Below are 12,007 nucleotides of genomic sequence, written 5' to 3'. Positions count from 1 at the left end.
GGGCCTGATTTATAGGGGTTGAACGGTCAAATTCCAGACTGATGGAACCACGACCGGCGATCACGGCCTAAACTGCGCTATCAGACCTACAGGAGTGTGCATGATGAGCCGAATCGAAACCGACAGCCTTGGCCAGGTGGAAGTCCCGGATGAAGCCTACTGGGGCGCTCAGACGCAACGCTCGCTGATTAACTTCGCGATCGGCAACGAACGCATGCCGCTGGCAGTGCTGCATGCCCTGGCGCTGATCAAGAAAGCCGCGGCGCGGGTCAATGACCGCAACGGCGACCTGCCCGCCGACATCGCCCGACTGATTGAACAGGCCGCCGACGAAGTGCTCGACGGCAGCCACGACGACCAGTTCCCGCTGGTGGTCTGGCAGACCGGCAGCGGCACCCAGAGCAACATGAACGTCAATGAAGTGATCGCCGGTCGCGCCAACGAACTGGCCGGTAAAGCTCGCGGCGGCAAGTCGCCGGTTCACCCTAACGATCACGTTAACCGCTCCCAGAGTTCCAACGACTGTTTCCCGACCGCCATGCACATCGCGGCAGCCCAGGCCGTGCAACAGCAATTGCTGCCGGCGATCAGCGAACTGTCCGGCGGATTGGCCGAGCTGGCGGCGCGGCACATGAAACTGGTCAAGACCGGTCGCACCCACATGATGGACGCGACGCCGATTACCTTCGGTCAGGAACTGTCGGCGTTCATCGCGCAGCTGGATTACGCCGAGCGGGCGATACGCAGCGCGCTGCCGGCCGTCTGTGAGCTGGCTCAGGGCGGCACCGCGGTCGGCACCGGGCTGAACTCGCCCCACGGTTTTGGCGAAGCTATCGCTGCCGAACTGGCCGCCCTCTCCGGCCTGCCGTTCGTCACCGCACCCAACAAATTCGCCGCCCTGGCTGGCCATGAGCCGCTGACCACGCTGTCCGGCGCGCTGAAAACCCTCGCCGTGACCCTGATGAAAATCGCCAACGACCTGCGCCTGCTGGGCTCCGGGCCGCGAGCAGGCTTCGCCGAAGTGAAACTGCCGGCCAACGAACCGGGCAGCTCGATCATGCCGGGCAAGGTCAACCCGACTCAGTGCGAAGCCCTGTCGATGCTGGCTTGTCAGGTCTTGGGCAACGACGTCGCCATCGGGTTTGCAGCGAGTCAGGGCCATTTGCAATTGAACGTGTTCAAACCGGTGATCATCCACAACCTGCTGCAATCGATCCGCCTGCTCGGCGATGGCTGCAGCAACTTCCAGCAGCATTGCATCGCCGGCCTGGAACCGGATGCAGAGAAAATGGCTGAACATCTGGAGCGTGGGTTGATGCTGGTGACGGCGCTGAATCCGCACATTGGCTATGACAAATCGGCAGAGATCGCCAAAAAGGCTTACGCCGAAGGGCTGACCTTGCGTGAGGCGGCGTTGCAACTTGGGTATCTGACGGATGAAGAGTTTGATGCCTGGGTGCGGCCGGAGAATATGATTGAGGCCGGTGCCAAGGGCTGAGTTGTGTAGTGCCTGACAGTCAGCTTTCGCGAGCAAGCCCGCTCCCACAAGGGACCGCATTCTTCTGATAGAACGCGGTTAAATGTGGGAGCGGGCTTGCTCGCGAAGAACGATAACGCAGTTTAACTGGCGGCCATCTTCATTCGCCGCGCTCTGAGCCCCGCAATCAACGACGGCCCTAACGCCACCAGCGCCGACCCCAGCACCACCAGCACAGCCCCGCCATACCCCAGACCATTGATCGTCTCGGCATGCACATAGTCCGGCCACAACCACGCCGCCACGGCCACCGCAGCAAACGTCACCAACGGCGTAATCGCCAGCGTCGCACTGACCCGCGATGCCTCCCAATGGGCCAAAGCCTCGGCAAACGCGCCATAAGCAATCAGCGTATTCATGCAGCACGCCAGCAGTAGCCAGCCTTGCAGCGGACTCAGTTGCAGCGCTTCCAGCGGGTGCACCCACGGCGTCAACAACAGTGCGCAGAACAGATAGATCACCATCATGACCTGAAACGAATTCCACACCGTGAGCAATTGCTTCTGGCCCAAGGCGTAAAACGTCCAGACCGTTGATGCCAACAGCACCAACAACACGCCGGCGGTGTAATCGGTCAGCGAGGTCAGTAACTCGGCCAGGCGCTGATTGAAAAACAGGGCAAAGCCGATCAACAGCACCAGCAGGCCAATCCCCTGCCCCACGCTGAACCGTTCCTTGAACACAAACAGACTGGCGATCAGCAACATGATCGGGCCCATCTGCACCACCAGTTGCGCGGTGCCGGGGCTAAGCAGGTTCAGGCCCATCAGGTACAGCACGTAGTTGCCCACCAGGCCGAGCACCGCCATCAACACCAACCAGCCACCACGCGGCCCGAGCACCTTGCGGCTCGGCAGGCGTTTGGTCGCCGCCAGATAAATGAACAGGCACCCGCCGGATACGATCAGTCGAAACCAGGTCACCGTCACCGGGTCCATCACCAGCAGCACTTGCTTGAGTTTGATCGGCAGGATTCCCCACAGCAGCGCGGTCACCAAGGCCAGGAACAGACCGTAAACCCAGCGACCCGATGAAATGTGCATTGCGAACCCCGAAGCCAAGTGGCGAGAAAGGTCATTCTAGGCTTAGCGCCGTTCGGCACACAGGGACAGTTGGGCGTTGGCCGCGAATGAAACTGTGCAGGTCGCACCATTAAGTTGGCGCTATGCCGTCGATCGGTTGGCCAGGCGTTGCAAGTGGTTCATGCATAAGCTCATGGGATTCGCCAACAGGAACATTCCTCAGGAGATCGCCATGTACGGCAAACGCGCCCAGGACAATGCCCCCGCCACGCACTTTCGCTGTGACCGAGTGTGTCGCGTGAATGGGGATTTGTATTTCAGCACCCGGGAAAACACCCTGGAGGGGCCGTTTGAAAATCCGGAGAAGTTGGCGCGGGAGGTACAGGCTTACATCGAGCGGATGCTGCTTTTGCGGATGAGCCTATAGACCGCGGCGCTGCCTTCGCGAGCAAGCCCGCTCCCACATTGGATCTATGCCGCACACTAGATCCCTGTGGGAGCGGGCTTGCTCGCGAAAGCGGTTAATCAGCCAACACAAATCGCCCAGACTTAACGCACCGCTTCAAACAACCCGGTCGCCCCCATCCCGCCACCCACACACATGGTGACGATGCCGTAACGCACGTTGCGGCGCTGCAATTCACGCACGAGATGCCCGACCTGACGCGAACCGGTCATGCCGAACGGATGGCCGATGGAAATCGAACCGCCATTGACGTTGTACTTGTCGTTATCGATCTCCAACCGAATGCGGCTGTACAGGCATTGCGAGGCGAACGCTTCGTTGAGTTCCCACAGATCAATGTCGGCAACCCGCAAACCCTTGGCCTTGAGCAACTTCGGCACCGAGAACACCGGACCGATGCCCATTTCATCCGGCTCGCAACCGGCCACGGTGAAACCACGGAAGAACGCCTTAGGCTTCAACCCCAGTTCCAGTGCTTTTTCCAGGCTCATCACCAGCGTCATCGACGCGCCATCGGACAGCTGCGAAGAATTGCCCGCCGTCACCGAACCGTCTTCGGCAAACACCGGTTTCAATCCCGCCAGGCTTTCCAGAGTGGTGCCCGGGCGATTGCAGTCATCGTGATCGACGATGCCGTCAAGGATCTGCACCTGACCGGTGGCCTTGTCTTCAACCCGATACTTCACCGCCATTGGCACGATTTCGTCGTCAAACAATCTATCGGCCTGAGCCTGAGCGGTACGTTGCTGACTTTGCAGCGCGTACAGATCCTGTTCTTCGCGACTGACGTCGTAACGACGAGCGACGATTTCGGCCGTCTGGCCCATCGGGAAATAGATGCCTGGCACCTGCTCTTTGAGCAGCGGGTTGATCAGGTTGTCGGTGTTGATGCTTTTCATGGTCAGGCTGATGGACTCGACGCCACCGGCGACGATGATGTCGCTGCAACCCGAAGCAATCTGGTTGGCGGCGATGGCGATCGCCTGCAAGCCCGACGAGCAAAAACGGTTGAGGGTCATGCCGGCAGTGCCGGTGCCCAGGCGCGACAGCACCGCGATGTTGCGACCGATGTTGAAGCCCTGGCCACCTTCGTTGGAACCGGCACCGACGATGCAATCCTCGACGCTGGCCGGATCGATGCCCGAGCGCGCCAGCAGCGCATTGACGCAATGGGCCGCCATGTCGTCCGGACGGGTCAGGTTGAACTTGCCGCGAAAGGATTTGGCCAGGCCGGTCCGCACGCTGTCGACGATCACTACTTCACGCATGGCATACCTCATTATTGTTGTCGGTTGTGAGTGGACCGAGCATAAGTCCACCGTTTAACGACCGCGACAATCATTCACCCCGCGTATGCGCAACCATCGCTCACTTCTTGGGCTTTTTCACCTTCCTGTCGTGCTTGTCAGACTTTTCGAAAGCCTCTTCCAGTGCCAGATTAATGGTGCGCAGGACTTTAACCCGCGCCCAGCGCTTGTCATTGGCTTCCACCAGCGTCCAGGGCGATATCTCGGTGCTGGTGCGATCGACCATGTCGCCGACCGCCGCGCGGTAGTCGTCCCATTTATCACGATTGCGCCAGTCATCTTCGGTGATCTTGAAACGCTTGAAGGGAATTTCTTCTCGGGCCTGGAAACGCTCCAGTTGCGTCTGTTTGTCGATGGCCAGCCAGAACTTGACTACGATCACCCCGGCGTCAGTGATCTGCTCTTCGAAATCATTGATTTCACTGTACGCCCGCAACCAGTCCGCCGGCGGGCAGAAGCCTTCGATGCGTTCCACCAGCACCCGCCCGTACCACGAACGATCGAACACTGTGAACTTGCCCTTGGCCGGGAGGTGCCGCCAGAACCGCCACAGATACGGCTGCGCCCGCTCCTCTTCAGTGGGCGCGGCAATCGGCACGATGCTGTACTGACGCGGGTCGAGGGCCGCTGCGACCCGGCGGATCGCCCCGCCCTTGCCGGCCGCATCATTGCCTTCGAACACCGCCACCAAGGCGTGCCGACGCATGCGTTTGTCGCGCATCAGGCCGGAGAATCGCGCCTGCTCGGTAATCAGTTGTTCTTCGTAATCGTCCTTGTCCAGACGCTGAGTCAAATCCAGGCTGTCGAGCAGGTTGAGCTGATCGACACTGATGGACAACGGCGCAGCATTGACCTTGTCAGGATGGACCTTGCGTCGCGTCAAAGCATTTTGCAGACCTTCGAGCAGGATCTTGCCCACCGCCAGGCTGCGGTAATGAGCGTCCACGCCTTCAATCACATGCCAAGGCGCGTAGTCGCGGCTGGTACGGCGCAATACGCGTTCGCCGTATTTCACGAATTTGTCGTAGGTTTGCGATTGTTGCCAGTCCAGCGGACTGATGCGCCAGCTGTGCAGCGGGTCATCCGCCAGGGCCTTGAGCCGCGCCTTCATTTGCTTCTTGGAGAGGTGGAACCAGAATTTGAAGATCAGTGCGCCTTCGTCGCAGAGCATTTTTTCAAAGCGCTCGGACTGGTTGATCGCCTGATCCAGCACTGGGTCCTTGAACAAGCCATGAACCCGACCTTGCAGCATCTGGCTGTACCAATTGCCGAAGAAAACCCCCATCCGGCCTTTCGCCGGGAGCATCCGCCAGTAGCGCCAGGCCGGTGGCCGCGCCAGCTCTTCGTCGGTCTGTTGATCGAACGTGCGGACCTCAATCAAGCGTGGGTCCATCCATTCGTTAAGCAACTTGACCGTCTCGCCCTTGCCGGCGCCTTCGATGCCATTGATCAGAATGATCACCGGAAAGCGGCGCTGCTGGTGAAGTTCGAACTGCGCTTCGAGCAAGGCTTCACGCAGGGCCGGTTCTTCGGCGTCGTAGGTTTCTTTGTCGATGGCGTGACCGATTTCGGCGGATTCGAACATGGGACGGCTCCTTCCAGGATTGAGCAAGACTAGCGGATTGAGTTGTTTTCCGTGGGAGAAATCCCTTACTTCGCAGCAACGATAGCGTCTTGTAGCAGCTGCCGAAGGCTGCGTTCGATCGCGCAGCGGTCGCAAAATCAGCCGATGCATTTTTTCAGGTAAAACGTGAACTCAGGATTTACGACCGCTGCGCGATCGAACGCAGGCTGCGCCAGCTGCTACAGATTTTCAGCGAATCTGCGGGCGCACGCGTTGCCATGGATCAAGCACTGTCCCGGCGATCGGCTAGAATGGCCGCCTTGCCGTTGCCGAGCCTGCCATGAAACCTGTATTGCCCCACGCCCAGCTCGACTGGGACGACCAAGGGCTCCCGCGCTCGCGGGTGTTCGATGATGTGTATTTTTCCGATCTGTCGGGGCTGGACGAAACCCGCTACGTGTTCCTCGAACAGAACGCGTTGCGTGAACGCTTCGCCGCGTTGCCGGCCGGCGGTCGACTGGTGATTGGCGAAACCGGTTTCGGCACCGGGCTGAATTTCCTTTGCGCCTGGCAGCTGTTCGAACAGCACGCGGTGGCCGGGGCGCGGCTGCATTTTGTCAGTGTCGAAAAATACCCGCTGAGCCTGCCCGATCTGCAGCGTGCCTTGGCCCTGTGGCCGGAGCTCAAACCGTTTGCCGATCAACTGCTGACACAATATGTCGCAATCCACCCAGGCTTCCAGCGCCTGGTGCTGGACAACGGCCGCGTAACCCTGACCCTGCTGATCGGCGATGCGCTGGAGCAATTGCCGCAACTGGACGCGCAGATCGATGCCTGGTTTCTCGACGGTTTCGCCCCGGCGAAAAACCCCGACATGTGGACCGCCGAGCTGTTCGCCGAACTGGCGCGTCTGGCGGCCCCCGGCTCGACCATCAGCACCTTCACCAGCACCGGCTGGGTGCGCCGTCTGCTGAATGCGGCGGGCTTCAAGATGAAGCGCACGCCCGGCATTGGCCACAAATGGGAAATCCTGCGAGGCGTGTTCCTCGGCTGGCCTGAGGAAGTCCCGGTGCCCGCCCTGGCTAAACCGTGGTTTGCGCGTCCAACGCCGCTGAACGGCGAACGTCGTGCCTTGGTGATCGGCGCCGGCCTGGCCGGTTGCGCCAGCGCCGCCAGCCTGGCGGCGCGGGGTTGGCAAGTGAGTCTGCTGGAGCGTCACGATGCGCTGGCGCAGGAAGCCTCGGGCAATCCACAGGGCGTGCTGTACCTCAAGCTGTCGGCCCATGGCACCGCGTTGTCGCAGTTGATTGTCAGTGGTTTCGGTTACACCCGGCGCTTGCTGGAACATCTGCAACGGGGCGTCGACTGGGACGATTGCGGGGTCTTGCAACTGGCCTTCAACGCCAAGGAAGCCGAGCGTCAGGCGCAATTGGCCGCAACCTTTTCGCCGGACCTGGTGCACTTGCTCGATCAACCGCAAGCCCAGTCTCAGGCCGGGATCGCCCTGGAGCACGGCGGATTATTCTTCCCGGAAGGTGGCTGGGTTCATCCGCCGGCGTTGTGCCATTGGCAGGCGTCTTCGGCGAACATCCAGTGGCTGCCCCATCGCGATGTACTGGAACTGCGCAAGGTTGATGATCATTGGCAGGCCTGGGACGGTGATGATTTGCTGGCCAGTGCCCCCGTGGTGATCCTGGCCGGCGCCGCCGAGATCAAGCGTTTTCCACACAGCGCCGAGCTGCCCCTCAAGCGCATCCGCGGCCAGATCACCCGACTGGCGCAAACCCCTGAAAGCCAGAGTCTGGCCACCGTCGTCTGCGCCGAAGGCTATGTGGCGCCCGCTCGACTGGGCGAACACACCCTCGGCGCCAGCTTCGACTTCAAGAGCGATGACCTGACCCCAACCCTCGCCGAACACCTCGGCAACCTCGCCTTGCTCGAGGAAATCTCCCCCGATCTGGCCACGCGACTGCATGCACAGGCACTGGACCCGCAACAGCTTGAAGGACGCGCCGCGTTCCGCTGCACCAGTCCAGACTACCTGCCGATCGTTGGCCCGTTGGCCGAGCAAGCAGCGTTCGCCAACGCCTACGCCGTACTGAGCAAGGACGCCCGGCAAGTGCCGGACATTCCCTGCCCCTGGCTTGAGGGTTTTTACGTCAACAGCGGCCACGGTTCTCGCGGCCTGATCACCGCGCCGCTGTCGGGTGAATTGCTCGCGGCATGGATCGAAAACGAACCTATGCCCTTGCCCAGAACGGTCGCCGAGGCCTGCCATCCCAACCGTTTCGCGGTGCGCCAGTTGATCCGCGGAAAAGTCTGACGGCGCGCCTTATAACTTATTGGTCTAAAACTCCGGGGATTCAGCCGGGTCAGTTTCTGAGTACCCGCCGTTTTTGGCGCGGTATCGATTGACCCTCCCCAACGGAAAAACCGGTAAGGAATTTATGTGCGGATTAGCTGGCGAGTTACGCTTTGATCATCAACCTGCGGACCTCGCGGCCGTTGAACGAATCACCCATCACCTGGCCCCTCGTGGCCCTGACGCATGGGGCTTTCATGCCCAAGGGCCGATTGCCCTGGGCCATCGTCGCCTGAAAATCATGGACCTGTCGGACGGCTCGGCGCAGCCGATGGTCGACAACCAACTGGGCTTGTCCCTGGCCTTCAACGGCGCGATCTACAACTTCCCCGAACTGCGCGCCGAGCTTGAAAGCCTTGGTTACGCGTTCTATTCCGGTGGTGACACGGAAGTGCTGCTCAAGGGTTATCACGCCTGGGGCGAAGCCTTGCTGCCCAAGCTCAACGGCATGTTTGCCTTCGCCATCTGGGAGCGCGACGCTAAACGCCTGTTCATCGCCCGCGACCGTCTCGGCGTGAAGCCGCTGTACCTGTCGCGCACCGGCCAGCGCCTGCGCTTTGCCTCGGCGTTGCCGGCGCTGCTCAAGGGCGGCGACATCAACCCGATCCTCGATCCGGTGGCGCTCAATCATTATCTGAATTTCCACGCGGTGGTTCCGGCGCCGCGCACCTTGCTGGCCGGCATTGAAAAACTGCCACCAGCGACCTGGATGCGCATCGAAGCGGACGGCACCACCGAGCAGAAAACCTGGTGGACCTTGCCCTACGGCCCACACGCCGACGAGATGAATCTGACACTCGAAGATTGGCGTGACCGTGTACTCGACAGCACCCGTGACGCGGTGGCGATCCGTCAACGTGCGGCGGTCGACGTCGGTGTTCTGCTTTCGGGCGGTGTCGATTCGAGCCTGCTGGTCGGGCTGTTGCGTGAAGTTGGTGTTGAAAACCTGTCGACCTTCTCCATCGGTTTCCAGGATGCCGGCGGCGAGCGCGGCGACGAGTTCCAGTATTCGGACCTGATCGCCAAGCACTACGGCACCCAGCATCACCAATTGCGCATCGACGAAAAAGAGATCATCGAGCAACTGCCCGCAGCGTTTCGCGCCATGAGCGAACCGATGGTCAGCCATGACTGCATCGCCTTCTATCTGCTGTCCCGCGAAGTGGCCAAGCATTGCAAAGTGGTGCAGAGCGGCCAGGGTGCCGACGAACTGTTCGCCGGTTATCACTGGTATCCACAAGTCGACGGTGCCGATGATGCGTACGCCGCCTATCGCGATGCGTTTTTCGACCGCAGCTACGACGACTACGCCGCTACCGTGCAGCCGAAATGGCTGACAGCGAATGACGCCGCTGGCGACTTCGTGAAGGAACATTTCGCACAGCCCGGTGCCGATGCAGCGGTGGACAAAGCCCTGCGTCTGGACAGCACGATCATGCTCGTGGACGACCCGGTCAAACGCGTCGACAACATGACCATGGCCTGGGGTCTGGAAGCGCGTACGCCGTTTCTCGACTATCGCCTGGTGGAATTGTCGGCGCGCGTGCCGGGCAAATTCAAACTGCCGGACGGCGGCAAGCAAGTCTTGAAAGAAGCTGCGCGGCTGGTCATTCCAAGTGAAGTGATCGATCGCAAGAAAGGCTACTTCCCGGTGCCGGGCCTGAAGCATTTGCAGGGCGATACGCTGAACTGGGTGCGCGAACTGCTGCTCGATCCGAGTCAGGATCGCGGCCTGTTCAAACCGGAGATGCTCGACCGCCTGCTGACCGATCCGCAAGGCCAGTTGACTCCGTTGCGCGGCTCCAAGCTGTGGCAATTGGCGGCGCTGAACCTGTGGCTCAGCGAACAAGGAATCTGATCGATGAAACCCCACGCCACGGCCTACAGCCAACGCTTGTTGCGCGGTCAGGCGCCCTCTTACGAACGCTTGCAGGCACGCCTGGCCGAAGACGGCAGTGAATTGGGCGCCGCACCGATCGCCGTGCATTGCGGTTGGGGCCGGTTGCTGATCGGCCACACCTTTCCGGATGCGGCGAGCCTGGCCCAAGAGCTGCTCAACGAGCAGACCGGTGAACGCGACATCGCCCTGTACGTGGCTGCGCCTCAGCAAGTGTTGGGGTTGGAGCCGGCCCAGTTGTTTCTCGACCCGTCCGACACCTTGCGCCTGTGGTTCAGTGACTACCGCCAGTCCACTCGGGTGTTTCGCGGTTTTCGCATCCGCAGGGCCCAGAGTGATGCGGACTGGCAGGCGATCAATCAGCTGTATCAGTTGCGCGGCATGCTGCCGATCGACGCGAGTTTGCTGACCCCGCGCCATCAGGGTGGGCCCGTCTATTGGCTGGCCGAAGATGAGGACAGCGGCGCGATCATCGGCAGCGTCATGGGCCTCAACCATCACAAGGCGTTCAACGATCCGGAAAATGGCAGCAGCCTGTGGTGCCTGGCGGTCGATCCGCAATGTTCACGACCGGGTGTCGGTGAAGTGTTGGTGCGGCATTTGATCGAGCACTTCATGAGCCGTGGGCTGAGTTACCTGGACCTGTCAGTGCTGCACGACAACCAGCAGGCGAAAAGTCTTTACGCCAAGCTGGGGTTTCGCAACCTGTCGACCTTCGCCATCAAGTGCAAAAACGGCATCAATCAGCCGTTGTTTCTGGGCCCGGGTCCCGAGGCCGAGTTCAATCCTTATGCACGAATCATCGTCGAGGAAGCTCACCGTCGCGGCATCGATGTACAAGTCGATGACGCCGACGCCGGGATGTTCACCCTCAGCCATGGCGGGCGCAGAGTGCGTTGCCGAGAATCCCTCAGCGACTTGACCAGCGCCATCAGCATGAGCCTGTGCCAGGACAAAAGCCTGACGCACAAAGTGCTCAAGGCCGCCGGTTTGAACCTGCCGTCGCAGCAACTGGCCGGCAACGCCGATGACAACCTGGCGTTTCTCGACGAGCACGAACGGGTGGTGGTCAAACCGCTGGATGGCGAACAGGGACAAGGCGTCGCGGTGGATTTACGGACCATCGAAGAGGTTCAGCAAGCCATCGAATCCGCTCGCCAGTTCGACAGTCGCGTGCTGCTGGAGAGTTTCCACGAAGGCCTCGATTTGCGGGTTCTGGTGATCGGTTTTGAGGTGGTCGCCGCGGCCATTCGCCGACCGGCAGAAGTGGTGGGCGATGGTCAGCATTCCATCGGTGCGCTGATCGAAGCCCAGAGCCGGCGTCGTCAGGCGGCTACCAGCGGTGAAAGCAAAATCCCGCTGGACCATGAGACCGAGCGCACCTTGCACGCGGCGGGTTATGACTACAGCAGCATTCTGCCGGCGGGCGAGCATCTGTTCGTACGGCGTACGGCGAATCTTCACACCGGTGGGGTTCTTGAGGATGTCACTGCGGTCCTGCATCCGACCTTGGTGGATGCGGCGGTGCGTGCAGCACGGGCGCTGGATATTCCGATGGTCGGACTCGACCTGATGGTGCCTGCTGCCGATCAGCCGGAGTATGTGTTTATCGAAGCCAATGAACGTGCCGGGTTGGCTAACCATGAGCCGCAGCCGACGGCTGAGCGGTTTGTGGACTTGTTGTTTCCGCACAGTCAGCCGGCGGTTTCTTAATGATGTAGTGCCTGGACTGGCACCTTCGCGAGCAAGCCCGCTTCCACATTTGACCGCATTCCCTGTGGGAGCGGGCTTGGTCCGGGCGGCGTTCCGACGATGGGGCCCTGACAGACAACAACAATTCTTTCCCTTCATC

8 protein-coding genes are annotated in these 12,007 nt (G+C 60.8%); 5 read left to right on the top strand and 3 right to left on the bottom strand.

Translation table 11 applies throughout. The annotated features are described in order from the left end of the window. Nucleotides 1-103: 103 nt before the first annotated feature. On the top strand, nt 104-1,498 hold the full coding sequence (locus ACMXYH_RS08950) for a class II fumarate hydratase (RefSeq protein ID WP_129445056.1): 1,395 nt from the start codon (nt 104-106) through the stop codon (nt 1,496-1,498). Nucleotides 1,499-1,620: 122 nt separating this feature from the next. On the opposite strand, the gene ACMXYH_RS08945 is transcribed toward ACMXYH_RS08950, so the two are convergent. Beyond that, entirely contained in the window at nt 1,621-2,580 is a 960-nt protein-coding gene (locus ACMXYH_RS08945) for a DMT family transporter (protein WP_129437370.1), read from the bottom strand. Between the two features lie 211 nt (nt 2,581-2,791). Here ACMXYH_RS08945 and ACMXYH_RS08940 point away from each other — a divergent pair, with 211 nt between their 5' ends. Further along, the gene (locus ACMXYH_RS08940; protein ID WP_033055288.1) at nt 2,792-2,986 is read left to right on the top strand and encodes a DUF6316 family protein; all 195 of its coding nucleotides are present in this window, start codon (nt 2,792-2,794) and stop codon (nt 2,984-2,986) included. Nucleotides 2,987-3,108: 122 nt separating this feature from the next. Here ACMXYH_RS08940 and ACMXYH_RS08935 read toward each other — a convergent pair whose 3' ends face one another. Both ACMXYH_RS08935 and pap read right to left on the bottom strand, forming a co-directional pair. Further along, nucleotides 3,109-4,293: a thiolase family protein gene (locus ACMXYH_RS08935; protein WP_415766867.1), complete on the bottom strand. Its 1,185-nt coding sequence runs from the start codon at nt 4,291-4,293 to the stop codon at nt 3,109-3,111. 100 nt (nt 4,294-4,393) lie between these two features. After that, the gene (gene pap / locus ACMXYH_RS08930; protein ID WP_415766866.1) at nt 4,394-5,917 is read right to left on the bottom strand and encodes a polyphosphate:AMP phosphotransferase; all 1,524 of its coding nucleotides are present in this window, start codon (nt 5,915-5,917) and stop codon (nt 4,394-4,396) included. A 319-nt stretch (nt 5,918-6,236) separates the two neighbouring features. Here pap and mnmC point away from each other — a divergent pair, with 319 nt between their 5' ends. The 3 genes from mnmC to ngg all read left to right on the top strand — a co-directional run bounded on the left by mnmC (nt 6,237) and on the right by ngg (nt 11,868). Further along, the gene (gene mnmC / locus ACMXYH_RS08925; RefSeq protein ID WP_415766865.1) at nt 6,237-8,219 is read left to right on the top strand and encodes a bifunctional tRNA (5-methylaminomethyl-2-thiouridine)(34)-methyltransferase MnmD/FAD-dependent 5-carboxymethylaminomethyl-2-thiouridine(34) oxidoreductase MnmC; all 1,983 of its coding nucleotides are present in this window, start codon (nt 6,237-6,239) and stop codon (nt 8,217-8,219) included. A gap of 124 nt (nt 8,220-8,343) precedes the next feature. Continuing rightward, nucleotides 8,344-10,116: an N-acetylglutaminylglutamine amidotransferase gene (locus ACMXYH_RS08920; RefSeq protein ID WP_134419112.1), complete on the top strand. Its 1,773-nt coding sequence runs from the start codon at nt 8,344-8,346 to the stop codon at nt 10,114-10,116. A 3-nt stretch (nt 10,117-10,119) separates the two neighbouring features. Continuing rightward, nucleotides 10,120-11,868: an N-acetylglutaminylglutamine synthetase gene (gene ngg, locus ACMXYH_RS08915; RefSeq protein ID WP_415766864.1), complete on the top strand. Its 1,749-nt coding sequence runs from the start codon at nt 10,120-10,122 to the stop codon at nt 11,866-11,868. Nucleotides 11,869-12,007: the final 139 nt, after the last annotated feature.

Source organism: Pseudomonas frigoris (assembly GCF_047758635.1).
GTDB lineage: Bacteria > Pseudomonadota > Gammaproteobacteria > Pseudomonadales > Pseudomonadaceae > Aquipseudomonas > Aquipseudomonas frigoris.
Note: the sequence above shows the minus strand (reverse complement) of the source record. Positions and strands in the feature narration are given on the sequence as shown.

Excerpts from the sequence above, each read along its gene's own strand:
- ACMXYH_RS08950 (WP_129445056.1), top strand. The coding sequence starts at position 104 with ATGAGCCGAATCGAAACCGACAGCCTTGGCCAGGTGGAAGTCCCGGAT.
- mnmC (WP_415766865.1), top strand. The coding sequence starts at position 6,237 with ATGAAACCTGTATTGCCCCACGCCCAGCTCGACTGGGACGACCAAGGG.
- ngg (WP_415766864.1), top strand. The coding sequence starts at position 10,120 with ATGAAACCCCACGCCACGGCCTACAGCCAACGCTTGTTGCGCGGTCAG.
- ACMXYH_RS08935 (WP_415766867.1), bottom strand. The coding sequence starts at position 4,293 with ATGCGTGAAGTAGTGATCGTCGACAGCGTGCGGACCGGCCTGGCCAAA.
- pap (WP_415766866.1), bottom strand. The coding sequence starts at position 5,917 with ATGTTCGAATCCGCCGAAATCGGTCACGCCATCGACAAAGAAACCTAC.
- ACMXYH_RS08940 (WP_033055288.1), top strand. The coding sequence starts at position 2,792 with ATGTACGGCAAACGCGCCCAGGACAATGCCCCCGCCACGCACTTTCGC.
- ACMXYH_RS08945 (WP_129437370.1), bottom strand. The coding sequence starts at position 2,580 with ATGCACATTTCATCGGGTCGCTGGGTTTACGGTCTGTTCCTGGCCTTG.
- ACMXYH_RS08920 (WP_134419112.1), top strand. The coding sequence starts at position 8,344 with ATGTGCGGATTAGCTGGCGAGTTACGCTTTGATCATCAACCTGCGGAC.